The organism is Moorena sp. SIO1G6 (assembly GCF_010672795.1).
Lineage (GTDB): Bacteria > Cyanobacteriota > Cyanobacteriia > Cyanobacteriales > Coleofasciculaceae > Moorena > Moorena producens.
Genome location: NZ_JAAHFZ010000041.1, coordinates 1 through 26,314, shown reverse-complemented (window position 1 = coordinate 26,314; position 26,314 = coordinate 1). Strand labels below are relative to the sequence as shown.

General features: G+C 44.4%; 28 protein-coding genes and 1 pseudogene. 12 read left to right on the top strand and 17 right to left on the bottom strand.

Translation table 11 applies throughout. The features are described from left to right. Positions 1-312 precede the first annotated feature (312 nt). On the top strand, positions 313-1,275 hold the full coding sequence (gene hpsE, locus F6K63_RS27060; RefSeq protein ID WP_071102658.1) for a hormogonium polysaccharide biosynthesis glycosyltransferase HpsE: 963 nt from the start codon (positions 313-315) through the stop codon (positions 1,273-1,275). A gap of 247 nt (positions 1,276-1,522) precedes the next feature. On the opposite strand, the gene F6K63_RS27055 is transcribed toward hpsE, so the two are convergent. Continuing rightward, positions 1,523-1,870, bottom strand: coding sequence for a hypothetical protein (locus tag F6K63_RS27055; protein WP_287313590.1), 348 nt, complete (start codon positions 1,868-1,870; stop codon positions 1,523-1,525). Between the two features lie 210 nt (positions 1,871-2,080). Between F6K63_RS27055 and F6K63_RS27050 the strand changes: the two genes are divergently transcribed. Further along, complete coding sequence (locus F6K63_RS27050; RefSeq protein WP_287313588.1) at positions 2,081-3,436, top strand: DUF3370 domain-containing protein; 1,356 nt, start codon at positions 2,081-2,083, stop codon at positions 3,434-3,436. An 83-nt stretch (positions 3,437-3,519) separates the two neighbouring features. Here F6K63_RS27050 and F6K63_RS27045 read toward each other — a convergent pair whose 3' ends face one another. Beyond that, positions 3,520-3,681 carry a hypothetical protein gene (locus F6K63_RS27045; RefSeq protein ID WP_154659952.1) on the bottom strand — a complete coding sequence of 54 codons (162 nt, stop codon included), beginning with the start codon at positions 3,679-3,681 and terminating at the stop codon, positions 3,520-3,522. A 147-nt stretch (positions 3,682-3,828) separates the two neighbouring features. On the opposite strand from F6K63_RS27045, the gene F6K63_RS27040 reads away from it, so the two are divergent. Beyond that, a complete protein-coding gene (locus F6K63_RS27040; RefSeq protein ID WP_008189993.1) occupies positions 3,829-4,251 on the top strand; it encodes a response regulator in 423 nt (140 codons plus the stop codon). A 140-nt stretch (positions 4,252-4,391) separates the two neighbouring features. Here F6K63_RS27040 and F6K63_RS27035 read toward each other — a convergent pair whose 3' ends face one another. Next, positions 4,392-4,562, bottom strand: coding sequence for a hypothetical protein (locus tag F6K63_RS27035; protein WP_165691818.1), 171 nt, complete (start codon positions 4,560-4,562; stop codon positions 4,392-4,394). Between the two features lie 319 nt (positions 4,563-4,881). On the opposite strand from F6K63_RS27035, the gene F6K63_RS27030 reads away from it, so the two are divergent. Further along, the gene (locus F6K63_RS27030) at positions 4,882-5,445 is read left to right on the top strand and encodes a DUF2854 domain-containing protein (protein ID WP_008189999.1); all 564 of its coding nucleotides are present in this window, start codon (positions 4,882-4,884) and stop codon (positions 5,443-5,445) included. A gap of 147 nt (positions 5,446-5,592) precedes the next feature. On the opposite strand, the gene F6K63_RS27025 is transcribed toward F6K63_RS27030, so the two are convergent. After that, on the bottom strand, positions 5,593-5,844 hold the full coding sequence (locus F6K63_RS27025) for a CRR7 family NDH-1 assembly protein (RefSeq protein ID WP_044495296.1): 252 nt from the start codon (positions 5,842-5,844) through the stop codon (positions 5,593-5,595). A 133-nt stretch (positions 5,845-5,977) separates the two neighbouring features. On the opposite strand from F6K63_RS27025, the gene F6K63_RS27020 reads away from it, so the two are divergent. Next, positions 5,978-7,408: a protein adenylyltransferase SelO gene (locus F6K63_RS27020; RefSeq protein WP_008190002.1), complete on the top strand. Its 1,431-nt coding sequence runs from the start codon at positions 5,978-5,980 to the stop codon at positions 7,406-7,408. Between the two features lie 82 nt (positions 7,409-7,490). Here F6K63_RS27020 and F6K63_RS27015 read toward each other — a convergent pair whose 3' ends face one another. Continuing rightward, positions 7,491-8,021 (bottom strand): anti-sigma factor family protein, encoded by a 531-nt coding sequence (locus F6K63_RS27015; RefSeq protein ID WP_008190004.1) that lies wholly within the window; start codon positions 8,019-8,021, stop codon positions 7,491-7,493. Between the two features lie 207 nt (positions 8,022-8,228). Continuing rightward, positions 8,229-8,882 carry a sigma-70 family RNA polymerase sigma factor gene (locus F6K63_RS27010; protein WP_044495298.1) on the bottom strand — a complete coding sequence of 218 codons (654 nt, stop codon included), beginning with the start codon at positions 8,880-8,882 and terminating at the stop codon, positions 8,229-8,231. Positions 8,883-9,067: 185 nt separating this feature from the next. On the opposite strand from F6K63_RS27010, the gene F6K63_RS27005 reads away from it, so the two are divergent. Next, entirely contained in the window at positions 9,068-9,793 is a 726-nt protein-coding gene (locus F6K63_RS27005; protein WP_008190009.1) for a L,D-transpeptidase, read from the top strand. Between the two features lie 63 nt (positions 9,794-9,856). On the opposite strand, the gene F6K63_RS27000 is transcribed toward F6K63_RS27005, so the two are convergent. Beyond that, entirely contained in the window at positions 9,857-10,426 is a 570-nt protein-coding gene (locus tag F6K63_RS27000; RefSeq protein WP_008190011.1) for a late competence development ComFB family protein, read from the bottom strand. A 730-nt stretch (positions 10,427-11,156) separates the two neighbouring features. After that, complete coding sequence (locus tag F6K63_RS26995; protein WP_008190014.1) at positions 11,157-12,101, bottom strand: M23 family metallopeptidase; 945 nt, start codon at positions 12,099-12,101, stop codon at positions 11,157-11,159. A gap of 339 nt (positions 12,102-12,440) precedes the next feature. Between F6K63_RS26995 and F6K63_RS26990 the strand changes: the two genes are divergently transcribed. After that, positions 12,441-13,370, top strand: coding sequence for a hypothetical protein (locus F6K63_RS26990; protein ID WP_287267602.1), 930 nt, complete (start codon positions 12,441-12,443; stop codon positions 13,368-13,370). Between the two features lie 372 nt (positions 13,371-13,742). Here the strand turns inward: F6K63_RS26990 and F6K63_RS26985 are convergent, their stop codons facing one another. After that, complete coding sequence (locus F6K63_RS26985) at positions 13,743-13,964, bottom strand: Hfq-related RNA-binding protein (RefSeq protein WP_008190019.1); 222 nt, start codon at positions 13,962-13,964, stop codon at positions 13,743-13,745. A gap of 202 nt (positions 13,965-14,166) precedes the next feature. Here F6K63_RS26985 and dapF point away from each other — a divergent pair, with 202 nt between their 5' ends. Further along, entirely contained in the window at positions 14,167-15,018 is an 852-nt protein-coding gene (dapF, locus tag F6K63_RS26980; RefSeq protein WP_044495301.1) for a diaminopimelate epimerase, read from the top strand. Positions 15,019-15,040: 22 nt separating this feature from the next. Here the strand turns inward: dapF and F6K63_RS26975 are convergent, their stop codons facing one another. Continuing rightward, positions 15,041-16,414 carry a UDP-N-acetylmuramoyl-tripeptide--D-alanyl-D-alanine ligase gene (locus F6K63_RS26975; RefSeq protein ID WP_008190024.1) on the bottom strand — a complete coding sequence of 458 codons (1,374 nt, stop codon included), beginning with the start codon at positions 16,412-16,414 and terminating at the stop codon, positions 15,041-15,043. A 332-nt stretch (positions 16,415-16,746) separates the two neighbouring features. Here F6K63_RS26975 and F6K63_RS26970 point away from each other — a divergent pair, with 332 nt between their 5' ends. Further along, positions 16,747-18,033, top strand: a complete 1,287-nt coding sequence (locus tag F6K63_RS26970) for a Sll1247 family protein (protein WP_008190025.1) — start codon at positions 16,747-16,749, stop codon at positions 18,031-18,033. Between the two features lie 112 nt (positions 18,034-18,145). Here F6K63_RS26970 and pth read toward each other — a convergent pair whose 3' ends face one another. The 3 genes from pth to F6K63_RS26955 form a co-directional block, all read right to left on the bottom strand. Next, positions 18,146-18,790: an aminoacyl-tRNA hydrolase gene (gene pth, locus F6K63_RS26965; RefSeq protein WP_008190027.1), complete on the bottom strand. Its 645-nt coding sequence runs from the start codon at positions 18,788-18,790 to the stop codon at positions 18,146-18,148. A gap of 50 nt (positions 18,791-18,840) precedes the next feature. Then, the gene (locus F6K63_RS26960; RefSeq protein ID WP_287313586.1) at positions 18,841-20,100 is read right to left on the bottom strand and encodes an RNA-guided endonuclease InsQ/TnpB family protein; all 1,260 of its coding nucleotides are present in this window, start codon (positions 20,098-20,100) and stop codon (positions 18,841-18,843) included. A gap of 277 nt (positions 20,101-20,377) precedes the next feature. Then, the gene (locus F6K63_RS26955) at positions 20,378-20,602 is read right to left on the bottom strand and encodes a DUF2811 domain-containing protein (protein ID WP_070391159.1); all 225 of its coding nucleotides are present in this window, start codon (positions 20,600-20,602) and stop codon (positions 20,378-20,380) included. A 450-nt stretch (positions 20,603-21,052) separates the two neighbouring features. On the opposite strand from F6K63_RS26955, the gene F6K63_RS26950 reads away from it, so the two are divergent. Continuing rightward, positions 21,053-21,205 (top strand): hypothetical protein, encoded by a 153-nt coding sequence (locus F6K63_RS26950; RefSeq protein ID WP_158026171.1) that lies wholly within the window; start codon positions 21,053-21,055, stop codon positions 21,203-21,205. Positions 21,206-21,433: 228 nt separating this feature from the next. Here the strand turns inward: F6K63_RS26950 and F6K63_RS26945 are convergent, their stop codons facing one another. From F6K63_RS26945 to F6K63_RS26930, 4 genes are all read right to left on the bottom strand, one after another. Further along, entirely contained in the window at positions 21,434-22,957 is a 1,524-nt protein-coding gene (locus tag F6K63_RS26945; protein WP_287313584.1) for a cryptochrome/photolyase family protein, read from the bottom strand. 29 nt (positions 22,958-22,986) lie between these two features. Further along, complete coding sequence (locus tag F6K63_RS26940) at positions 22,987-23,109, bottom strand: hypothetical protein (protein ID WP_267875523.1); 123 nt, start codon at positions 23,107-23,109, stop codon at positions 22,987-22,989. Between the two features lie 535 nt (positions 23,110-23,644). Next, positions 23,645-24,991 (bottom strand): serine/threonine-protein kinase, encoded by a 1,347-nt coding sequence (locus tag F6K63_RS26935; protein ID WP_287313582.1) that lies wholly within the window; start codon positions 24,989-24,991, stop codon positions 23,645-23,647. Positions 24,992-25,506: 515 nt separating this feature from the next. Further along, positions 25,507-25,638, bottom strand: coding sequence for a hypothetical protein (locus F6K63_RS26930; protein WP_267875524.1), 132 nt, complete (start codon positions 25,636-25,638; stop codon positions 25,507-25,509). A gap of 39 nt (positions 25,639-25,677) precedes the next feature. Between F6K63_RS26930 and F6K63_RS26925 the strand changes: the two genes are divergently transcribed. Together F6K63_RS26925 and F6K63_RS26920 are read left to right on the top strand one after the other, a co-directional pair. Continuing rightward, positions 25,678-25,890, top strand: a complete 213-nt coding sequence (locus F6K63_RS26925; RefSeq protein ID WP_287313580.1) for a hypothetical protein — start codon at positions 25,678-25,680, stop codon at positions 25,888-25,890. A 55-nt stretch (positions 25,891-25,945) separates the two neighbouring features. Beyond that, a pseudogene (locus F6K63_RS26920) lies at positions 25,946-26,314 on the top strand (hypothetical protein); the annotation flags it as partial.

The following is a 26,314-nucleotide window of genomic DNA, read 5'->3' as shown; positions in this document are numbered from 1 at the left end:
TCCCTACTCCCTGCTCCCTGCTCCCTTTGCTATAGCATTTATCAATAGATACTTCGTACAGGCATAAACTGAACTTTTGGGTTAGCTGTTGAAGGTAAGCTCCTTCGCTGGAGGGGCTGAGGGGCTGATAGCTGTTTGCGGAAAGCAAACCCAAGGGCGCGCGTAGCGTGTAAGCTTTCCGCTTAAAGTATCGGTTAAATTGCCTAAACCAATAACAATTTCTATCCTCAGAGAGAGATAATGTTGCTCAACACTTGGGAATATTCACAATAATTAGTTAGGGTTATTTTTATACACTGAGGGAAAAAAACTATGGTTATTGAGTTAACTGTTGCCATCCCAACATACAACGGTCAGAAGCGTCTACCAGAAGTCTTAGACCGACTGCGAGACTGTTGCCAGCAAGACCAACTCAGCTGGGAAGTTATTGTTATTGACAACAACAGCACTGACGGCACCGCTAAGCTTGTTCAGGCTTATCAAGCCAATTGGCCACAGCAATATCCCTTGAGGTATTGTTTTGAACCGAAACAAGGGGCAGCTTATGCCAGATGCCGTGCCATTCAGGAAGCCAGAGGTGAACTAGTGGGTTTCCTAGACGATGACACGATTCCATCAATGTCTTGGATAGCTGCTGCTTACGCCTTTGGCAAATCTCACCCTAATTCTGGTGCTTATGGTAGTCAAATCCATGGTGTTTTTGAAGTCACTCCTCCGCCAAATTTTGATAAACTTGCGCCATTTTTAGCAATCACTGAACGTGGCTGTGAGCCATTACTTTATGAACCGCACAAAAAATTACTACCACCTTCAGCTGGGTTGGTTGTGCGAAAACAAGCTTGGTTAGAGAGTATGCCCTCTCGGCCTATTTTGACTGGGCGCACTAAGAGCAGTATGTTAACTGGGGAAGATTTAGAGATGTTGTCTCGTATCCAAGCTAAGGGCTGGGAAATCTGGTACAATCCTGCTATGGAAATTGAGCACAAAATCCCTAGCTGGCGTCTGAGACGTGAGTATTTAATTCCATTTTTCCGTGGGATTGGTTTAAGTCGTCATGTGACCCGGATGTTGAGTGTAAAACCTTGGCTAAGACCATTGGCAACTGTGGCTTATATGACCAACGATTTGCGCAAAATTACCTTTCACTGGCTCAAGCATGGTGGTTCTATCCAGTCTGATTTAATTGCAGCTTGCCAAATGGAGTTGTTTATTAGTAGTCTATGGAGTCCTTTTTACCTCCTTAAACATGGGTATTTGGCTGACTATGATAACTAGTTCAAATAACTAGTTCAAATAACTAGTTCAAATAACTAGTTCAAAAGGTTTAACAGGGGTAATAAACTGGGAGAGGGAAGTCATAAATTGGTCATAAATTTATCATAAATTGTGATATCAAACCGCAAATAGGCAACACCTAAAAATGCGATTATCGCGGCTGTCCCAGCTACGCGATCCCGTAGCGTTGCCTTGTTTTATTGGCGTTTTGCTCCTCCCGTGGGATTTTGTTCAAATACTCACTGGTTTAAGCAGATAGTCTACTTTTGACTAGCTTTGATAACTGATCTGAGTAGCGAGGGTGGAGCAACCCCAGTACCTCCTGTTTCTTGTAAGTGAGAGTCAAAGCATCCATAATCCCTTCCAGCCATCCTTGCCGATTTCTAAACAGCCAACGCTGTAGTTCTTTTAGGGGCATTCCAGCAACCGCTTCAGTGGGCAAAGCAGTTAGAATTTCGAGAGGGACAATAAAACCAAGAGAAACTTCCCCATAGGTAACCATAGCTAATTCAGTTCCTGACTGCCACCGTGTGCGATCAGAACGTGCCTTGGTGGAAAGTTGGGCAAGGGAAACTTGGTGGTAAAGAAAAGTCATAGTTATCGATTCAATGTTTTCCCATGCCATACTGGAAAATCCCAGCTGGCATCACTAAAACTCAGAATTCCCAGCTAGCCAACACCTGTAACTAAACACTTGTAACTAACAGAGTTTCTGAACTTAGCAGATGGCACCTTTATCAAAACCTTGGCCTGTTCACGTCTTTGTGGTTTAACCAATTTTGGTTTAACTAAAACCCCTAAATCCATGCTGCCATTTTTACTAAATTTCACCCTGGCTCAAGCCACCCCAGCACCAACACCTCAAGTAGAAATCGTGCAACTCCAAGAAATACGCCCTCTACCAGGACAACTAGATAATGTACCCGTATTCAACAGCAACAGTCCCGAACTAGTACAGACTGAAGGAATTTTACTGTCCACATTTCCCCCTTCTGACAAAGCCAACCCAGGGGCTCACTTAAACTTTCCATTTCAGGGGCGCTTTGATATCTTTGCCCACCATGTTGCTAAAGCAGCCACCCGAGACGATTTGCGCACCCTCTATCTGGGGATTATCCTCCACAATCCAGGCAAAGAACCAGTAACAGTAGATATTATTGAGGCAGCTAGTTACCTGAGTCAGCCTGATGCACCATTTATCGAATTGCCCTCCCAAGTAGATAATTCTGCCGGTAGAGTTTATGCTGGGCCTGGTAGCCGAGTGATGAGTGATATCCTGCGTGGAGGTAGGCAAGACGGATTTCCTGCCCAATTGGTGATTCAGGCTCAGCAAAGTCGCATGTTGCTGAATCTCCCAATTCCAGTGCGAACCTTGACACCACCTATTAATGGTCGCTCAACTTTGATGCGGTTATACAGTGATGGAAAGGTATACGCCGCTAGTCTTGCCCAGTATGCACCTTTAGATACTGATGGGAATGAACGCTCTCCTACTATAGCTCAATGGCAGCATTTATTAGAGCAAGGGGAGTTAGCTGGACCACGCGATCGCGCCCCGAGTGATCCAATTGCTACTACTGGTTCAATTATCTACGGTCGAGTGGCAGGAGTAGCCCGAGGCTCTAGATGGCAAGCTCAGTTAGTGGATAATCCTACTGCTCAATCTCTAACTATTCCGCAACCGGGAAAAGCCTTTTCCTACGGACTGAGTACCCTCCATCATGGCAGGTTAGGTACTGGTCAAATTCAGAGTGCGCCGATGTTAGTCCGTTATCCAGATACCGCCTATTTTGCCCATGGTAATTATGGGGTGCAATACAGCCTGACCTTGCCACTGATTAATCCCACCGGGGATACTCAAACGGTCACCCTGGCTATTGAGACACCGATTAAACAAGATCAAATCCAGGGAGGATTAAGGTTTTTAAAGGCTCCAGCTAAGCAAATATTTTTCCGGGGGACAGTGCAATTGAGCTATAAGGATGATCAAGGTTTACCTCGGACGCGCTATGTGCATTTGGTACAACGGCGTGGTGAGCAGGGGGATACCCTAGTTAGGTTGCAGATGCCACCCCTTGACCAGCGGCTGGTGCAAGTCGATTTTCTCTATCCCCCAGACTCGACACCCCCCCAAGTTTTAACTGTTCGGACACAGGATTAATAACAATCTCCCCATCTCCCCATCTCCCGCTTCTGACGACTCCCGACTCCCGATTCCCAGGGAGTGCGCTTACAGTCGTCGAATTAAATTCGCCACGGGTCGCACCGCTCCCGACTCCCGACTTCCGACTCCCGACTTCCGACTCCCGACTCCCGACTCCCGACTCCCGACTCCCGACTCCCGACTCTTGACCCAAATGTAAAAAACCTACCCCTGTCAGGGTGGCAAGGTTGGGAGTATGTCACATCAGGTTCTACGTATCAATGTAAATTGGTATTGTCGTCAATGTAATAAATTCATGAAATGATGAGTTGATTATCTCGAAAGGTAGATAAAATTTTACAATCTAACTTATTAGACTGAAAAAGTCAAACAATGATCAGCGTCTTCCTATGTTGTCCTGTGAGCATCCTGCCTTGCGAGTTCTAGTAGTTGACGACCATGAATTAACTCGATATAGCCTTCATTTAGCATTTTCGGCTCAGGAGAATATTGAGATAGTTGCTCTTGCTAGTAACGGGAAAGAAGCCATTGATATGGTAGAGTGCCATCACCCGGATGTGATTGTACTTGATCTACAAATGCCTATGATGGATGGTCTAAGTGCAGCCACCCGGATCAAAAGCCTAGAGCCAGACACTAAAATCATTGCCTACTCTTCAGTAGAAGACCCCCAAATTGAAGTGATGAGCCAAACTGCTCCCGTTGATATCTTTTGTAGGAAAGATGTTGCCACTTCAGATCTAATTAATTTAGTTAGGAAAATGGGCAGCAGTAAACTTAACCATCTAGAACCACTAGCTAAAATCAGCTGAGAAACGAAAACTAGAATAACGCGCTGCTAAACTAAGGAATTATGCAATTATTATAGTGGGCTGATTTCCCTATTACCTAATTACCTTCAATTATTCCATTAATCAGCAACGCCAATTGTTTGAGGCATCAGTTAGCCTTTTTATTCCGGGAAAGTACGCTTAAATTCATCGATTAGGTCATCGAGTTCTTCTAGGGCTTGATTAACATCAATTCGGAGGGTTCCCAAATCTGGTTGCTCCAGAAGCCGTAGCAAGGATTCCCGTTTACTGGTGATTAAGGTAATTCGCTCCTTAATTTTTTCCAATTCCATTTTTGGCTGTCTCTTGTCTACAACAATTTTATAATAACGATCAAATTTTCCCATAAAAAGGGGAATAAAGTATGTCAGAGAAAGACTGGGTGCATTTATTACTTCATTCTGACTTAGCCAGAGTCTGGAATATCGGTTAAGTCAGAATGAAGTATTGGGTCAATTTGATGATCTGTCAATGGGGTATAGGGGAAATAGGGGGGATAGGAGTGGAGGAATTTTACTTTAACCCATATATCGGTCATTTTGTCAACTTCTATGACTTGACCAGCGCTCTAGGATAATAAAACTGGAGTTATTTCTGTTACATAGCTAAATAATGTTACCCCGAACTTCCCTAGGAACTTTAGGTCTAGTCATTGGTGGATTACTGACCGTAATCGGCTTTGTTGCCTACGCCACCGATAATGCTACAGTGAATCTAGTGGGATTCTTTTACGGAATTCCAATTCTACTAGGAGGTCTTGCCCTCAAAGCTGCGGAGTTAAAGCCTGTAGAATTAAGCCAACCAACAATTCCTGAAGTCCTGACGCTGCGAGAGGAAACCGCCACCCCAATCCAAAATCAAATTCGCAAAGACGTAACGCGATATCGTTATGGTCAAGAAGCCCATCTAGATAGTTCCTTGGAAAGCCTGGGTTTATCTCCTACTGATGAAGAAAGACCTGTGTTGATGGGTTTACGAGAAACTTCGGTGGATGGTGCTTATGCCTTAATTCTCGAATTTGACTCCCCACTAATTCCTTTTGAGACTTGGCTCAAAAAGCAGGAAAAACTGGAAAAATTCTTTGGACCTGGTATTAAAGTAGATTTAACCCAACTTGAAGAAGACCAGGTGGATGTAGCACTAGTGGCAATGCCCGAAGAAAGCACCAGCGTGTAAAGACCTTACCTTTAAAGCTCCCCGCTGTTACCTAGACGGGGATTCTGATTTCAAACAGTCGGTCATATACCAACCCGTCACGCTGAGCGCCGAGTTCTTGCCTAGACATCGGCGCTCAGCGCTCCTGTTCTGTTGCCGGTATAGTTTCTACAGGCGGACTACATACCACTGTAAATACTCTCCAGGTCCTACATCTAATTCACAGCTGGTCTCCATCAAATACTGTCCTTGCTCCTCCAAAGAGGTCAAATGCTGCAAATCCCTGGGCAAATCATCCTGACGATTTGCCAAGATTGCCATTAACTTTGACTTTAACTCCATTGGAGTCAGAATCACCTCTGGTTGATTCGTTTCGAGAACTACATACCCATCTTCCTGGAACATTATAGAATTAGGCATATCTTAGATCAAATCTGCTTTCTTCCTTCGTTAACAATCTTAGATGGTTTATCATTCTTTGGGTCTTTGTGGTGAATAAAAAAACTATTCCTTTGCCAACCTATTCCCTAAGAGCTAAGAAGCCCTGATCGATATGTTCCTTTCTCTCAACTACGAGCCAGCTTTAGAATCCCTGGGATATGACTATTTTGACGAAGTAGCAGCAGCAGAATTTCCCAGGCATATCCTGCGGTTTCGTAACGACCAATTGCTACCCCGTATTGGGTTAAATCCCCAAGACACTAACGACCAAGACTTTATCCAAGCTTTCGGTAAATTTCAGGGAGTTCGACCCTTTTTAGCCCTGCGCTACCACGGCTATCAATTTGGTGAATATAACCCTAGACTAGGGGATGGCAGAGGTTTTCTCTATGGTCAAGTAAGAGGTATCGATGGGGAACTTTACGACTTCGGTACCAAAGGCTCTGGCACCACACCCTACTCCCGAACTGCCGATGGTAGACTGACCCTCAAAGGAGGGGTGCGGGAAGTACTTGCAGCTGAAGCGTTGCACAATCTTGGCGTTTTGACCTCCCGTTGTCTGAGCCTGATTGAAACTGGTGAGCAACTGTGGCGGGGTGATGAACCCTCTCCAACTCGCTCATCAGTGATAGTACGTTTTAGCCGTTCCCATATCCGGTTTGGTACCTTTGAGCGACTGCATTACTTTAAGCGTCCGGATTTAATCAAAAAGCTATTAGACCATGTGATTGAGCAGTACTACCCAGCCATCATCCCCCTCAGGGAGGATAAGAAACAAGAGCAGTATGCTCAGTTTTACGCCGAGTTGGTGGAACGAGTGGCTCGATTGGCAGCCCAGTGGATGGCAGCGGGTTTTTGTCACGGTGTCTTAAATACCGACAATATGTCGATTACTGGAGAAAGTTTTGATTATGGACCTTATGCCTTTATCCCCACCTATGACCCTAAGTTTACCGCTGCTTACTTTGACTATTACAGGCGCTATAGTTACGGCAATCAGCCTGGAATTTGTCAGTTAAATTTAGAAATGCTTCAGCAACCGTTAGGGATGGTAATCCCAACATCGGAGATGGAAGCAGGTTTAGCCGAGTTTGGGAAACATTATTACCGCAATTATCGGCACTTGATGCTGAATAAACTGGGATTTGAACAGTTGCCAGAATCGGAAGAGTCAGAGTTATTGAGGTTAACGATTCAGTTCCTGCAAGATACTCAGGTGGGTTATCACGCTTTCTTTGCTGAATTAGCCCAACAGTTTGATAAGAGTTGGCGAGATGATGTTAGTAAGATAATGAGCCGAGAATCCTTTTGGGAGTCAGATGCTAAGTATTCCTCCCTAGCAGATTGGCGCAATTTCTACCACCACCTTTTACAAAATTTATCAGTTGATCAGCTCAAGGATATGTCAGCACTTTTGCGAGATAAGAATCCGCAAACTGCTTTACTTAGACCTGTGATTGAGGCAGTTTGGGAGCCAATTACTCAGGAAGATAATTGGGAGCCGTTTTATGAGTTGATCAGCAAACTACAAGCTAAACACTGAAATAGTAAAAACTGAAATAGCGATTAGTTCCAAGCCGAGGCAAGAACCATTTATCCCATTTATTTATCCCATTTAAGTTAATTTAATTCAAATTAGGATTATTGACATTTCCCTTAAGTTCTGGTATAATCCCAGCCGGTCTAGGAGATGACACTGGAGCTTTAGGTATCTCAAGCAGCGGTCGATTCACAGCAATCCTGAGGGGTTCTGTTTGCTCCGCTATCTTTAGCTCTGGTGACGAGCCATTAGGCACAATCATCGAAACTGCACCGACAAACATGGCAGCAAGGGTGGCACCACCCCAAACAAATTTTCGGCGATTCCGGCGGCGGTCAATTTTTGAGAAAACTTGCTGTGCCAGTTCTTGAGCTGGTTGCTCTGTTGGTGGGACGGGCATGGTTCGGAATGCCTGACGTAGCATCACCAGTCGATTGTATAATCGTTTGGCATCTGGGTCAGTTGCCAATAGCTGCTGGACTTCAGAGCGCTCTGCTGATGTTACTTCCCCATCAACGTAAGCACTGATTAATTGAAAGCTATCGCGTTTGAGGGAATCCATATCTTTGGCAGATTCCTGCCCATAATTGTTATCAGGGTTAAATTTAGAGGTCATTTTCTCATCACCAACGAGTCATCGTAAACTCCCCACACTAGATCTCCGATATTTTTTATTTTAAGGGAATAACCAATAAAGGAAATCCGGCGCTTTAGATAAAGATCTGATTAAGCTTGTCTTGTTAAATCCGGCGCTTTAGATAAAGATCTGACTCACGCAAGCCTTGTAAAAATTTGATATATTATTAAGTAACTATACTGATGTTTAGGAATCTAGATAAGCTTGCAGGTGAGATTGCAATCTCGCTCTTGCTCTAGCGATTCTAGACTTAACGGTTCCGAGAGAAGCGCCAGTAATTTCAGCAATTTCTTCATAAGCCATACCTTCGATTTCCCTAAGGATAATGGTAGTACGAAACACTTCTGGCAACTCTGATATTGCCTTGTGCAGTTGCTCATAAAACTCTCTGGTCGTCATATCTTCTTCTGGACCAGGCTCTGCTGAAGCAATTTCCCAATCCATATCGCCATCATCCATATGACGTGGTGCATCCAGAGACAGGGGGTGGGCTACCCGCTTGCGTTTGCGGAGCTCATCATAGAACAGATTGGTGGCAATACGGCTTAACCAACCTTTGAACTTGACTGGTTCATTAAGTCGTTTAATATTACGGTAAACCCTAATCCAGACCTCTTGGGCTAAATCGGAGCGATCTTGCCAGTCTGGTGCTAAGTGATACAAAATCTTGTCCACGTGGGACTGATACCGACGTAGTAGCTCAGCAAAGGCTGTGCGGTCAGGACTCATACCTTCCTGACAGCGTAAAACCAAATCATAGTTAGAGAGTTTCTCAGGTTGCACCGGCACTTGAGGAAGCTTTACCTCTGTTGACCAGGATAGAGAAATTGGTTGGCTCATGATTGGAATAGCTTTTAAAACTTTCTTCCTCTCATTGACTCCCAACTTCTGCGATTGGTTCCCGTTCATCGAGCACTAGTCTATCTTACATTTTCACGCTCGTAGTGGACTGAGCCAGTAAACAGCTAATTAACTATTAAATTAACTAGTCATTACCTATTAATTAACTATTAATTAAATTAATTATGGCCATAATCCACTCAATTAACACCAGCTTAATGATCTTTTGCTTTGGGTCAGCAGGATTGTTAATCTCAGCTAAACTACCACAGCTTAAGCTGAAGCAACTTACACCTGAAATTAGCCAGGTCTTGCCAGCAACCTCTCGGTTGACCATAGCAGGACTCAGTACAGATAAGACGTTGACAAAAACCTCTTCAGTATACCCAGAACTGGAACCGTTGTCATCCGAAAAGACAGCCTCAGATCTGGTAGAACCTCAGGTAACGCCAAAGAGACTGAAATCAAAAATTCCCAAGGTTTTACCAGCCACCTCTTATTTTACTGACGCAATTGCTGCTATTACTTACCAGGTAGTTGTGGATTTGAGTGATACTACGGTTTACTTGTACTGGGGAGAACAATTGCTCCAGAGCCACCCAGTTGCTATTGGTAAACCAGGTTGGGATACACCCACTGGCAGTTTCAAAATTATTCGCAAACAACCCAACCCTATTTGGAAAGAACCGATTACTGGTGAACTCATACCTCCTGGACCTGATAATCCTTTAGGAGAAAGGTGGATTGGTTTTTGGTCTGACGGGCACCATCAAATCGGGCTTCATGGCACTGATGAAGAAGAGCTAATCGGCAAAGCGGTTTCCCACGGCTGCTTACGGATGCTCAACCAGGATATTAAACAGTTGTATGAGCAGGTCAGTCTAGGAACACCAGTCATTGTCAGGAATTAAACATTTCAGTTGTAAAAATTATACTTTAAAATGTTTTTTTAAACATCACATGTTAACAATGACTCAACGTAATCCATGTAATCCATTTGAGCGCTGAGGCTTTGGCTCAAAGCCTGGTGCACAGCCCTCTAACATGTTACTAATCTGTCCCATCAGATCTTTGCTGGTTTGTTTGCGGATTGCTTGGCGATCAGCGCCAAAATGAGGTCGCTCTAGGTATTTGGCTATGGCATCCTTGACTTGATGGTTAATTAAATCCATTAGGTCTTGCTTTGCTCTTTTACGCTGGTATTGAGCACCTTTCTCGGTAGTAGCATAGAGAGGGGGCAGTCTATTGAGGGCATAGGCAGCAATATCTCCTACCTCCAGAAAGCGATCGCTCTTGTCTTCTATCTTGGTAACTTGATCAATTGCTTCGCTTAATACCAACTCTTCCATGACATTGATAAACTGCTTGCGAGCAACTGTAACCACTTCACCAGATAGAAGCGCCCCCATCAGTTTGTCTAATGCCATATATTCTTCAATGGAGAGTTCCGAAGCTGTGTCACAAAGGCGACCGACCTCACTCTCCATCAGGGGAGTTAAGTACCCATCTTTCAAGGCTTTTTCTATAATTTGCTCAATTCTCATGAGTAGATTGAATAGCTATTGGTTTAATGGTTAAAATAATTAATAGTATAATCTAGGAATTTAGCTTCGTCTTGATCTGATTAAGCTGATCCCGATAGATGAATCTGGGGAATTTCGTGAAGGGAAGTGAGTGGTTAGTGGAATTTCCTAGTAAAATCAAAAAAAGAGTAGGAGTAAGTGAGGCATAGGGCTTTAGCCCATGACTAACTGCAAACACGAGGAATTTATTGAGTAATGGTAAATAACGACTAAGTCCTAAAGGAAGGACAAGTTAACAGCTAACTAATTGGGAAAGGGCAAGAGGAAAGAAAATTGTTCGCTCTTGCCGGTTACCTTTAACCTTTAACCTTTACCCTTGATGTTTAGATTTATCTATGATATCAAATGTGCTGGCTTAGTTATAGTATAGGTGATCCAGGTGACATACTCCCGACGCTGACAAGCGCGGTACAGCGCGGGCTTCTTACCAACACCATCCAACGATTCGGTTACACGGGTTACTTTATTAACGACACGGGATGCCCCTCCGCGCCGGAACAATACAACTCGTTCTATGTTTAGCTAGTAGGTGGCGGTTAGCTCTTAATTTGTTTTCCCTACTGTCCCTAGTATAGCCCATTGGCATTTCGACGTTCCGACCCTTGCCCCGCGCTTCCCATACGACACTTACCCAATGAAGGTAAAGTGCGGGGCTTCTCGCGGTTTAGCTAAGTGATGGGCTGGCGGAAAGTCAATTTACACCTTCCCATCTCCAGGGTACTGGGTCAACCGACTGACCGTGAACATAGAGACCCCAATGTAGATGAGGACCAGTGGAAGCACCTGTAGAACCAATGCTACCAATGACCTGGCCAGCTTGAACGAAATCCCCCTCTTTAACTTTAATTTGGCTCAAGTGCAGCATAATACTGAGTACCCCTTGACCATGGTTAATCCCTACGGTGTTACCATGAACCCGGAAACCTTGAGACTCTCGTCCTACTAGTGCTATTCGTCCTGCTGCTGGTGCTACTACTGGTGAACCGAAGCCACCGGCATAGTCAACACCACGATGGTAGTAGTTGTTAGCAAAGACACCGTTGTAGTAGCGACGAATACCGAAAACGCTGGAGACACGAGCATTGTTGGGTCTATAGAACTTACCATTCCAGAATTTTTCTGGTGTCACTAATTTTTTAAACTGGGCAACCCGATTTAATTCAAATTGGGTTGCTGGGGCAGAGGCTTTGCCAGACAGCCAGATGCGTTGGACAGGGAAAGAGCGATTCTTAAGTGGTACAGCTATGTTGTTGACTTTACCATCACCAGCCACCCGCAAAACCAATTTTCCTGGTTTATCTAATGGTGTAGTGGGTACTAAAGCTCGATAACGATTTGTCCCTGTTGCAAAGGTAGGATAGGTCTTTTGACCCATAGAAACGCTCGGTGGTGAACCGACTGTTTCGGTTTGAATTACCACTGACAAAGTATCGCCTAACTGGGGATTGTCTGGTTGAACTTGTACCTGTAAAGCTTGCACTGGTTGGCACAGGGCTACAAAACCCGATGCCAGGGCTATTGCTGTCGTTTTAATCAGACCTTTTGCAAGGTGCTTTGCACTCAGAAGTGGGGTGGGACTAGAAGGAGAATAGTGCTCTAGCCCTGATAGTGAGCCATGAGAGGATAGTGATTTCACTGACTTATACAAATTAGACTAAGATTTTTACTCTTTAGCTACTAGGGCATAGACTATCATTTAGCCCAGTGTGTTTCCAATTCCATCTAGTTTGCAGATGAACGGGACCGGGAATCTTGAGCCAGGTGCCATCATAAAAGGACATCTAACTAAGGTCGATAGTCTATCACACTAACGGTTAGGCTAATTCGGTCGATGGATGCTCTATATCAATCAATACCAAACTATGAAATAGTTTTTTTAAGGGTAACTCACGATTGCCAAACTAAGTCGAGGTTTAAATTAATGGACAGTTGGATCATCAAGCTCCATGATTTCATTGGTGAAATCCCATTCCTGGTGATTTCTTTAATTACAGCCGTAACATTTTGCTTTTGGTTAATTCCCTACACCACTGACTTGATGGTGAGCTGTGCAGCGGGTCTTGCTGGTGACTATTTAGGGCGCGAGCAACGCACCTTGGTGATTAACTCAAGTACCAATAATCCTGAGTTACTTTTAATGCTTGTCTCACTGGGATTAGGTAGGCTAGGAGGGATAGCTACCCCACTAGGCTCCAATTTTGCCAACATTTATCTTATGTTTATTGTTGCTCCATTATTTGTTTTAGTTAAGTGGTTTTTTAAGAGGGATTTCAATAATATCTTAAGTCTACTTACTCTAATTAATAGTGAAAAAAAGTTGGTTGTTTGGCATTCAATCATGTCTTTAACTATGTTTGGATTTGCCAGTGTAGCCTATTGGTGCCTAACGGGAGGGTTTCAGTTTAATTATTTATCAGAAGACATCCCATTGAGAACATGGCACTGGTTATTAATCGGAGTGTTTATCTGTATAATTGGGATCGGTATATTTGTGTATTTTGAAAATAACTTGAAAACTAAGCGCCCAGGATTATTTGAAGATATAACTGAGGAAGATTTTGAGTCAAGTTGGTGGAAGTTTATTTTAGGTACTATATCACTGACGGTATTATGTTATATTTTAAATGCCTTATTTTTGGCGTATACGGAACTCTATAGTTCAGTATTAAGTCAGTGGTTGGGCTCAGCAGTTTTTGTGGGATTACATTATTTTATTGGTAGTCTGATCTCTTCTTTACCAGAAGCTAATGTAGCAATAAAAAACTATGAACGTCTAACTTCACCGGATCTCAATACAGCCCTAGCATCAGCAAGTCAATCAAATATGACTAATCTTGCCCTGGGATGCTTGGGCTGTATTATTGCAACTATATTGTTACTGACTGGACTAAGCTATAAGTTGTAAATCAAAAATAAAGTACGAAGTATGAATGTAGAATGCAGAATTTAGAATGTAGAATTAAGAAGGCAGAATTAAGAAGGTAGAATGGTGAAGGCAGAAGGCAGAAGGCAGAAGGCAGAAGGCAGAAGGCAGAAGGTAGAAGGCAGAAGGCAGAAGGCAGAAGGCAGAAGGTAGAAGCCAGAAGTCTAAATTCTAAATTCTAAATTCTAAATTCTAAATTCTAAATTCTAAATTCTAAATTCTAAAAGGTTGAAGGGTAATGCTTGGTTGTGGATCAAGTTTTTAGTTAACCTTGATCCACCAATAAACCCATTTCAGCCTACCCTAAACCGAAGGCTATCCGGCGAACAGTCTTGAGCCTTGAGCCTTGAGCCTTCAGCCTTCAGCTGCCTCTGGCTTTAGATAAGCGATCGCATGATGAGGGATCATGATGGTCTGCTGATCTTGAGTGATCAGACACAGGCAGTTTTGATCTTGCCAGCACAACTTCCCCCTGAAGGAATCCCCAGTGAGAAGTTTTAGCTCTAGGAGTTGTTGGTCTTTGATATAGCCTTGAATTTGACTAATACTGGGCAAGCCGGTATCGAATTGGGCCATAATCACAAAAAATCGTGGGATGTTTGGGAACCCTACCAATCATAACCAATCATACTTGGCCAGGAGGGTTTTTGGGATTTTGGGCAGCATAATCAGAAAAAGTATTTTAATCAGTCGGTAGCTAAATCGACGAAAATTCGCGAAACTTAAACAAAAGGCTGCAAAAGAATTACCATTGCGCCAGAGCAGATGAATCAGGAGGTTGACTATGGAGTTTACAAAGTACCATGGACTGGGGAATGACTTTATTCTGATTGATAATCGGGATGACCCAAAACCCAGAATAACCTCAGAGCAAGCGCTACAGCTATGCGATCGCAATTTTGGAATCGGTGCAGATGGTGTGATTTTTGCCCTGCCTGGACAAGAGGGTACTGACTATACGATGCGGATTTTCAACTCTGATGGTTCTGAACCAGAGATGTGTGGTAATGGGATTCGCTGTTTAGCAAAGTTTCTGGCTGATTTAGAGGGGGCTAATCACAAAACACACTATCGGATCCATACCCTGGCTGGGGTGATCATTCCTGAACTCAAGGACGATGGTAAAGTCAGGGTGGATATGGGCATGCCCCAGCTTAGTGCAGCTCAAATTCCGACTGTTTTGGCAGAGGCTGACCAAAAGGTAATCAATACCCCGATCGAAATAGCTGACAAATTATGGGAGGTTACCTGTGTCAGTATGGGTAATCCTCACTGTATCACCTTTGTGGAGGATGCGGATGCCATACCTCTGGAAACTATTGGTCCGCTGTTTGAGCATCACTCAGTTTTCCCCCAACGAACCAATACAGAATTTATCCAAGTGGTGCGCCCTGATTATCTCAAGATGCGGGTTTGGGAGCGGGGTGCTGGGGCAACTCTCGCCTGTGGCACGGGGGCTTGTGCTTCTGTGGTAGCTGGTGTGTTAACTCAGAAAAGCGATCGCATTTGTACCGTGGAGCTTCCTGGTGGTTGTCTCGACATTGAATGGTCCGAAACCGACCAGCGAGTTTACATGACTGGGCCAGCTGAGCAAGTTTTCAGCGGTAAACTATCGCCAATCTGGGGATAAGTCCAGATTTGTTGGCTCTGTATCAATCTTGCTTGGAAAATCCTGCTTTAAACTGCTTGACTACCTGATCGAGACCAACGGAATGGGAGGCTTTAAACAATAGACGATCTCCAGGTTGGACAAACTCCAGTAGATGTTCCACTAGAGGATTAGAGTCACAGAAAGACTCAACTGGCACCGAAGTAACACCGGTTGCGATCGCTTCCGCTTCTGGATCACTTTCATCCACCAAAATCCGCAAGCCATCTAGATTTAGTTGCTCAACCTTTTGACCCACTTGCTGATGAAGTTCACCGGATTGGGTTCCCAATTCCTTCATCGCCCCAAGTACTGCTATATGTCGTTTCCCAGGAGTCTGAGCCAGCATTTCGAGAGCAGCTACCATAGATTCAACTCCAGCATTGTAGGTTTCATCGAGAATCACTACATCGTTAGGTAACTCATAACGCTGGGATCGCCCTGGGGGTAGCTCAACGTTTAAACCATTCCTGAGGGTTTCCCAATCCACCCCCAATAATTTCCCAATGGCTAGGGCCGCGAGATAGTTCAGGGCATTGTGGCGACCTGGGAGGGGGATGGGAAACTCCATGCCCTCTACTTTCAGGATTTCCGGTGCAATCAACTGTCCTTGGACATCACCACCCTCTAAACCATAGGTTAAGGTTTGCCCTTGCCAAACCTGAGCTGCGGTGTCAATTAGGCGTTGATTGTCGTGATTGAGAACCGCGACACCGTTGTTGGACATATGGGCTAATAACTCACACTTGGCTTTTGCGATCGCTTCAGTAGAACCCAACAGACCAATATGAGCTGTACCCACATTAGTAATAACCCCCACGGTAGGGTTGGCGATCTCGGTCAACTCAGCAATCTGTCCTGAACCACGCATTGCCATCTCGATTACAGCATAGTCATGGTCTGGTGTCAACTCCAGCAAGGTTTTGGGTACACCGATTTCATTGTTGTAATTGGCCTGGGTTTTGAGTACAGTTCCTTTAGTAGACAAAACTGCTGCGATTAGCTCCTTAGTGGTAGTTTTGCCTACAGAACCAGTGACAGCAATCACCGGAATCTGAAACTGGTCACGCCACCACCGAGCAATTTGCTGGTAGGCTTTGAGAGTATTTTCTACCTGAATCAGGGGCAAACCTTCGAGTTGGCTAGCGTTAGTCGCCTCAGCAATGACCGTTAATGCCCCCTTCTCTACTGCCAGAGCTGCATAATTATGACCATCAAACTTTTCACCCCGCAGTGCTAAAAATAGTTGACCCGGCTCCAGGTTACGGGTATCAGTGGTAATGCCAGTGAATGACTTTTCCAGGATTTTTTCTGGAATGCCTACTGTCTTGGCGGCGAGAATGTCAACTAATTTTCCTACAAGAAGCCGACACACCATAACCTTATTGTTCTCCCAGTGTCCTAATTGTGCTGTTTTCTCTAAACGCTCTATTTTCCAGGTAATTCAATAAATTTCACATTGTTTTTACTTAATTTTCACAATTTCCACTGATTGGCACAATTAGGTAAATACTAGATGAAGATATACTAATACTATAATAGCTCACCTAAAGTTTAGGTGATCATTAGAATATATCTACTGCCGTAGATATATTGTGATACCCCAAACTCTCTTTGTGTTAGCTAAGCCATTTAAAGTTGAATTTTCATCTTCTCAAGCCAACCACCATTGATGAGCCCTAGCTTTAGCACCTAGGAGAGCTACCTAAAGTGACCACCTGGAGAGACTCTAAAGAATCGGAAATTCGACATATTAGCTTGCAAGAGCAGCAAGTTTACAATCACTTACTCCAGTGGGTAAGGGTAGAATCACCCAAGCAATCAATTGAACGCTTCAAAAGGCTCTTCCTGGATGGAGTGGGATACGAAGATTTTGACATCTGGTTGGCCTTGGAAAAGATAGTAATGGATAAACGGGCTCGGACAGAGTTCCGATTTGTGATCAATCGCTGCTGCCATATTCTGATCAATCACTGGCATCTGAAACCAAACACCAGAAGAGCAGTCCAAGAATTGGTAGCTCTGTTTGATCATGTGCCGTCTCCAATGAGGGTTCACTCTCGGGCTCCTAGACGCCTGCGGGAACTAATGCAGCTGTTCAAAAGAACAGAGCAATATCTAACTTTGCAACGTCTATCCATAGTAATGAGTGATACACCTCTATACTCTAATGGTTCTAAGCGAGTGGCAAATTTGATTCAGCGGTATCCCTACTTATATGAACATTGCTTACTCAGTGAAGACAGCTCTCAGGAATATCAGCAAACTGTCCGGCAAGTTCAAGCTAGGGTTCAACGGCGCTTTGAGTGTGATTTATCTAAGTACGTAACCTATCAGGTGCGATGCGCCCATGTCATGCGAAATCGGCAGATCAGGACTCCAAGACGAATTATTCAACCAGTGTCAAATCCCACATTGCTGACCGAACGAGAGTTGGCGAGTGCTCTCAAGCAGTTTTTTGGCAAAGTGCAAGGGTCTTACACTTACCAAGATGTTGCTCGTAGCTTCCATACCCACAGTCAGCACACAGCCTGTTTCAAAGACTTCAAGGACGATTTATATGAATATTTGATTGCCTCGATTGACCCGGCCTATGGGAAGCAACAGTTTAACAAGCGGTTGTATAGTCATTTGCAAAACACCTTGTCTGAATGGGATTACCAAAGGCCAAATGAATTTATGGTGGTGCGCACCTGTAGTCAATTGTTAAATTTTTTGGTGGTGGAAAGCCCTCAGCGCCCCCATCACTATACATTTGTTGATTTGATTGGCAATATAGGAACCACCATTACCACTGGACTATTGCTCAAGATTGTATTGATCTGCCGTAAAGTCAAGCCCTATTTAGAAAAGCGATTTTCGATTTTGTTTAACCACTACGAGTCCCAAACCAGAAACAGCGTACCCTGGTTAGTCCCGTCTCTGGAAAACTTGAATATTGCCTTGAGTGTACACTTTGGCTCAGCTGATATCTCCTGCCTTAATCAGATTATGTAAGTTATTGCGTAGCGCTATAACTATAGCGTTTATCATACCTATGAGGTACACAGAATTTGTTACCACTTCCGACTTCCCTACTCCCTACTCCCTACTCCCTACTCCCTACTCCCTACTCCCTACTCCCTGTTCCCTTTGCTATAGTTGCTAGATTCCGATTATTGTAGAGACTCATTGCTTTTTCCACACCTTGCTTAAGAGACAGTTCAACCGCCTCAACTGCTAGTTGGACTACCTCAGACATTAACTCGGCTTCCTGGGGTGAAAATTTTCCTAGGACGTGGGAGATCGTGTCTGGCTTCTGACTGGATTTGCCGATGCCAATCCGCAGGCGAGGGAAGTTTTGCGTACCCAGATGGGCAATTGCGGATTTCATGCCATTGTGTCCTCCCGCTGAACCAGAAAGGCGCAGACGCAAACGCCCTACTGGTAAGTCCATATCATCATAAATGATCAGGACTGACTCAGGTTTTAGCTTGTACCAATCAGTCACCGCCCGAATTGCTTGTCCAGAGCGATTCATGTATGTCAGGGGCTTGAGCAAGCTTAGCTTATTTCCTTTTAGTCCAATTCCTTGACCAAACCATCCCTGAAACCGGCGATGTTCGCTTCCTGAAATCTGTAATCGACCTGCGATCGCATCTACCACTTCAAAACCGATATTGTGCCGGGTTTTATCATACTTGGGTTCCGGATTACCTAAACCCACAATCAGTTGAGGAATTATAATCTGTCCGGTTGTTTCGATAGTGCTCATGGTCAAAAATCGTTTTGGTAATCGGTAATGGGTAATGGGTAACCCATTACCTACGGTTTATGATCTCGATGTTTCCGGACATCTTGACACTCCCCGGTCATTAGACGCGGGGATTCTTGCTTCAATGAGGCGACTTGTTCAACCAGGCCGGAACCAGGAAGAATAGAGGTCTCCTCTCTGCAAGCGTTCTGGTCTGTGACCAAGGTTCCGATGTGCCCCACCGTACCTAAGGCTCTATCGAGGATGTTTATTGCGGCGTTGTGATCGCGGTCTAGTTGACAGCCACACTTACAGACGTGAGTCCTAGTTGATAGCGATTTTTTAACCACTTCACCACAGTTAGAGCAGTTTTGGCTTGTGTAGGCAGGGTTTACCGCAACAGTTACCCTACCAAACTTTTCCCCAAAGTGTTCTAACCACCTTCTAAACTGATACCAACCTGCATCACTAATAGACTTGGCAATACAATGATTTTTGACCAAATTCCTAACCCTTAAATCTTCGTAGGCGACCAGATCGTTAGATCGGATTACGCAACGCGCCAGTCTCTTGGCGTGTTCCTCACGCTGCCTGCTTATTTTAAGGTGCGTCCTGCCTAGTTTATTAATGGCTTTCTTACGGTTAGCTGAGCCTTTCTTTTTTCGAGATGCTCGCCGCTGATAAAACTTTAGCCGCTTCTCTCCTGTCCTATAAAATCTGGGGTTAGGTTCAGTATTGCCGTCGGAATCAGTATAGAAATCCTTTAGACCTACATCTAATCCGATAGTGTTGCCAGTTGGTTTTAGCTTTTCGTCTATATCAACTGAAACACAGAACTGAACATAGTACCCATCAGCTCGACGGACTATCCTAACCCTCTTGATTGGCTTTTTGTCAAACCGCCATAAGTCCCACGTGCCCTTGAGTTTGAGCTTCCCAATTCCTTTCTTGTCACTGAATATGATCCATTTTTTGTCTGAGGATAATTTCCAGCCCGATTGTTTGTACTCTACCGAGCGGCAATGCTTTTGGAATCTAGGGAAACCCTTCTTGCCAGGTACCTTTTTCTTGCAGTTATCAAAGAAACGAGCAATCGATGACCATGCCCTTTCAGCACTAGCTTGACGGGCAGTAGAATTCAGTTCATTGGCAAACGGGAACTGTTTGGCTAAAACAGCGCTGTACTTGTTGAGGTCGTATTTTGTGATGCCCTTGTTGTCCATCCAGTAACGGAGGCAACTATTGCGGATGAACTTCACCGTTCTAATCGCCTCGTCTATTGCTAGATATTGTTTTTGTTTGCCGTAAGCCTTGAATTCTAAAATCATCATTGCTATCGACCTTTACTTCTTACTTTATTCTACAAGACCCAGCACAATTTTCTGGAATCAGTTTAAATATTTTGATCACGGCGACTAAAGTCGCTGCCAGCCTTAATCCCCGGTCATTAGACACGGGGTTTTCGGCTTGGGGGAATTTTATAACAGGGGAGTGGGGAGTAGGGGGAAGCCGTGCAGGCATGGGTGCTGAACTTGACACGTCATACTTTACACGTTATATTTCACACGTTATATTTCACACGTTATACCTTTCCCCATCCCGGATTAATTAAGCAGGATATTGAAAGAGGGATTCCAGATACACACGAGCACAAGCCCGATAACTCTGGGATGTTTCTGGGGTCTTACCAATACCATTTTGGAGCAAAAACAGAGAAAGTGCTGCTGCGAAGACCCGGTCTTGGTCCCAGCTAGGATGGGTTTCTAGGTAGCGCTTGAGAGACTCGTGCAGGTCTTCGGGGATTTCTGCCAGGATACTTACGGTTGCGTTCATATTCACCTCTTCATATAAAGGTATTTTTGGAAAAAGCCACCTGATTTCAAGCACTTCAGATAACTGCCTTGGCCAAAAGAAAGCCAAGACAAGCTAGCACCGAAGCACTGAATTTTGATGCCACCCTTGCTTTAGTTCAGAACTATCCCCAAATAGGGTAGGGTAGTCCGTGCTAACCCCTGCTAGTCGGCGTAGGTTAGCTTAGAGCAAATTTTTTTATAGGTTGGTCGCACCATTTTCATCTGAAATGGGGTGGGTTTGTCAATGCTGCGAAATATTACAAGTCTTGTTCAAATTCCGAAAGGTATACGAAATAATCAGGGTTTGAGGCGCTTTTTGGTTACATAACTTTACATAAACTGCGGTCTTAACTGCTGCGGAATACTAAGTCGGGAAAATCCCCAGTAAAACTGGAATAGCTAATGCCACCGTTGAGGCTTGTGGAAAACTATGGGAAAACTGTGGAAAAGGTTGAAGCTCTGTGTGGAAACAGTGGGGAATCTGTGGGGGAAAGTTGGGACAAACGATAAGAATTCTTACAGTTTCGTTGGCGGTGGAAAACTGGTGACGACAGATGGGGCAATTGTGGATTGTGACCTGTGATCTATAGCAAAGGGAACAGCGGATCACCGGAACAGGGAACAGCGGATCACCGGAACAGGGAACAGCGGATCACCGGAACAGGGAGTAGGGAATATGGCATCAAAAATTCTCACAATTCATTTAGGAGCGCTATATTAGCAAACTCTGATTAGCAAACTCTTCAGTTGAGTCCTTAAGGAAAAAACAATGAAAAAAAATATAACCACTGACTAATTGCTTATAACATAATTATGTGGTATGTTCGGGTATATTGTCGCTATGCCACCTTAGAGCCTCTTCACGAATTTGTTGTATGTCTTGATCAGAGATTCTGTCGATGTGAGACAAGACTAAACTCATGCGGCCTTGAGCCTTGAGTTGGTCACGGTGGCGGCAGAGAAAATCCCAGTAGAGGAAATTAAAGGGACAGGCTCCGGGCCCAGTGCGTTTCCGAGGATTGTAAGCACAACTGCTGCAGTAGTCGCTCATTTTATTAATGTAATTAGCTGATGCAGCGTAAGGTTTGGATGCTAGGATGCCGCCATCGGCAAACTGACCCATGCCAATCACATTGGTTTGCATCACCCAATCATGGCCATCGATAAAGGCTCCATGAAACCATTGTTCGATCGCTTGAGGGGAAACTCCAACAATTAGAGCAAAATTGCTCAACACCATCAGTCGCTGAATGTGATGGGAGTAACCTGTGCGTTCAAGCTGACTCAAAATTTGGCGTAAACAGTTCATATCTGTTTTCTCGGCATGCCAGTAAAAGTCAGGTAGAGGCTGGGTGTGGTTGAACCAATTGCTTTGGGAGTAGTCAGGGTTCATATAGATATAAATACCGTGCATATATTCCCGCCAACCCAGGACTTGACGAATAAATCCTTCTGTGCTGCTTAAGTCGAGTTGGTTTTGGTGATAAGCGTTCTCGACTGCTTTAATTACTTCCTCAGGTTGGAGTAACCCGATATTGAGGTAAGGGGAAATTAGGGAGTGCCACATGGTATCTTCGTTGGTGACCATGGCATCTTGATAGGGACCAAAATTGGGTAGGCGATGGTGAATGAAAAAGTCTAATACTTGAAGAGCTTGATGGCGATTGACTGCCCAACGGAATGGTTCGGTTTTTCCGTAGGTGGGAAAGTTTTGAGCGTTAACGGAGTTGATCACCTCTTGGGTGATTGGGTCGGGTTCAAACCAAAGGGCGTCTGGTGGATTTAGATTACGTTTTGGGGGTTTACGATTTTGTTTATCGAAATTCCATTTCCCACCAATTGGCTTATTTCCTGCCATCAAACTATTAAATCGCTTGCGCCCCACCCGATAGAAGTTTTCCATAATCAGACGTTTTTGAGATTTCGCCCAGGTTTTAAAATCAGACTCGCTCCACAGAAAATGATTGTTGGGAATAAAGATAATTTGGCAATTGAGTTTTAGGTTGCCAATCATTTGGGCAAAGGGTCGGTCATTGGGCGTCATTACCCGTAGTTCGGTAATAGTATTTTTGGTGACCCAGGCTTGGAGGGGCGTTTCAAAGTCGTCTGCTGTTTTATAGCTGACTGGCCAACCTTGCTGGCGTAATTCCTCAGCAAAGTGGCGCATGGCTGACCAAATGAATACGAGTTTTTGGCGGTGGTAACGTCTTTGTTGGACGTAGCTTAGGGATTCAATCAGAATTACTGGCGTATTTTGATGGTTTTGTTGACAACTGTGTAGGGCTGATTGTTCAGTCCAAAGTTGATCCCCTAGTACCCAAATCCCGATAGTCATTATGGCTAATGCTTTTTACTGTATTGAAATCATACAATAATCTGAGGGATTTTTGTGTTTAGTTTTAGGAAGTAGGGAATAGGGAGTAGGGAATAGGGAGTAGGGAGTAGGGAATAGGGAGTAGGGAACAGGGAACAGGGAACAGGGAACATAAAAAAATGATTAATTAGATTAAAAATTAACTCTTATTAAGGTATATTTATTATGTGGATATTAATCATAAAATAAAATTTACATGCTCTAAATTTAGAGCTCTAAATTTAGAGCATAATTTAGCAGCAATAATAATTATTTTTTATAGGTTTTTTTAAAATTAATCAAATAATAGTTCTAGCAATTCTGTTTCCCATGAGGTACCAATGTATCCCCCTAAATCCCCCTTAAAAAGGGGGATTTTGAGGTTGCTCACTGTACCTCATACATGCAATAAACGCTATATATAGAGCAGCTATAAATTGGTTTATAACTGCTCTACATAACTATTATTTAGCGGTTTTTAGCCTAATGAGGTACACAGTCTTGTTTCCCGATTCCCTACTCCCTCGGTGCGCTTTCCGTAGGCGAATTAAATTCGCCACGGGTCGCACCGCTCCCGATTCCCGTTCCCCTCCTGGGAGGGGTTAGGGGTGGGTTCCGATTCCCGATTCCCTAACACCCAGACCGAATTACAAACCGCTATAAAAACCGCTAAATACTACATATATCAAGGCGAGAGAAGAGAGACACGCCACCCATAAAAAAGGCGAAGTATGCCCAACCGGAAAAGAATCCGACATAGCTGACTGGTAGATGCCCCTGGGGAGCATTGAGGGTGAAGGGCAGGTCAACGTAATCTAGCCACTTTTCGTTGGTGTGCCATCCGAGTTGATCGCCAAAGCGACAGTAAGTTTCATAGTCATAATCGGCACCAGGAGTTACCTGCACACTCTCGGTGACTATGCTCTGCCAGATTCGCTTCTGTACACTAAAGCCAAAGCGCCCATGGCTGTACTTTACCCAGAGGCTGTTGAGAGTACAGAGGTCTGTACAAGGAAAGGTGTTGATATCTGGGATGTCAAGCCAGCCTTCTTCTTCTCGTCCTGCTGCTTTGAGCATAACGGCGAGAGTTTCTTGATCTGCCTCTTGCCACTTTCTATGGATTAGTAAATCCCGTAATGGGCGGTAATCTACTCCTACATCAGAACTAAGGTCATCAACTTCACTCAAAGAGATGAAATAATCGTCTTCAGTCAAGGGCTGTAACCATTCGTGCACTGACTGAGGACGGTCTTTTGGCTCTAAGGCCATGCCTTGGAGAATTACTTGATTTAAGCGATCGCTAATACTAGGAACCAGTTGCTTTGGTGGCACCAGCTCTTCACCGTCATACTTGCGGTAAATTGACTCGGTAGGACTTAGCCCGGTTACGGCATGGTACATCGAAGCGGCTAGAGAGTAGACATCTACCGTGGCGTGACGACTGCCTTGGTAGTATAGCTCGTAGGGTCGAAATGGTTTATTGTCAATATGGCTCGACACATTACTATCTCTGAGTATATCCCCAGGAATTCCAAAGTCAATCAATACCGGTTTGCCACTGTTACTGACCACGATATTATGAGGGCTGATATCTAAATGCACCAGCCCTACTCCATGGATTAGATTCAACGCTGACCCAATTTGAGTGATGTACTCTACTGCATCAGTTTCAGGTAATGGTCCTGTGCGTTGTACCAACTTCCACAAACTTTCCCCGGAAATAAAATCCATCACTAGGAAGTAGGTATCTCCTTCTTGAAACAAGTCTCTGACCTGGACCAGGGATTCAAGGTCAGCAGACAGTTGAGCCAGCAGTTGTCCTTGCTTGATAAATTGTTCTCCATAGTTGGGGTAGTCTGGAGCCAATCTCAGGCTTTCGTGTGGTGTTTTAATTACAACATCTTGATTGAGTAACTGATGGACTGCTTTGTAGGTAATTCCAAACGCTCCACGTCCAAGAATTTTCTCGATCTTGTATTTACCACCATGTAACAGCTGTTGCTCTGACCAGACCATATAGATTAGTTGTTAGTTTTTTCTTGTTAGTTGTTTATGATTTGTTTTTCGGTTTAGTAGATTTACCCTGGCTCCAACGGGGATTATCAACAATTTTCAAACACCCTAAATTCAAATACTATTGATAATACAATTAATGCTATAGCATTATTGAGTGAGTATTCAGCTATCAGCGTGTCGCGTATCAGCTAATGCGCTACTTGAGTTGCTACTTGAGGTGCTTTTGAATAAAACAAGTAAGCATTGGAATAATGCTGAGTAAAGTCACCTCCCAGCGTCGTTCGCACAGCGTGGCCAAACGCGCACGCGTGGCCGAAAGGCCAAGGCCAAAGCCTGTGCCACAAAACTGACGGCTGACGGCTGACGGCTGACGGCTGATGGCTGAATGCTTACATTATTGACATGCTATTAAATCTGATAATTAATTTTTTTAGGATTAATTTTCAGTCCTCATATACTTTAGTATAATTCCCTCAGCTTTGCCATCCTCTGGAGCATCAGGTGTTAGCCGTTAATTACTCTGTTAAGAGAAAAAAGCCAGGTATAGGGAGTAGGGAGTAGGGAGTAGGGAGTAGGGAGTAGGGAACAGGGAATAGGGAACAGGGAATAGGGAACAGGGAACAGGGAAAAAATCCTGTGTACCTCATTAGGTTAAAAACCACTATACTAATGAAAGCTACTGACAAATGCGTTCGCGTAGCGTAGCCTACCGCCAATCGCGTTTAGCTCAAGTCCGCAGAATTCTGCCCATTTCCCGCTTTTCCCGACTCCCGATTCCCGACTCCCGACTCCCGATTCCCGACTCCCGACTCCCGATTCCCGATTCCCGATTCCCGACTCCCGACTCCCGATTCCCGACTCCCGACTCCCGATTCCCGACTCCCGAGCCATCTGTCTAGCCCTTCGCCAGTAAGATAGGATTATCCAGAGTAAAGATAATGACTTACATTAGCTATGGCGGAAGAAACCCTACCCTTACCTAACCCTGAGGACGCGAATACTCCTTCTGATACATCATCTGATACATCAGCAGACCAGCCTGCTGCTAATACCGAACCGAAGCCTGCTGCGATCGCAGACCAACCGCCAGTTGAGATCACTGAACCGAAACCGGCTACACCATCAGAAGACCAGCCTGCTGCTAATACCGAACCGAAGCCTGCTGCGATCGCAGACCAACCGCCAGTTGAAATCACTGAACCGAAACCGGCTACACCATCAGAAGACCAGCCTGCTGCTAATACCGAACCGAAGCCTGCTGCGATCGCAGACCAACCGCCAGTTGAGATCACTGAACCGAAACCGGCTACACCATCAGAAGAC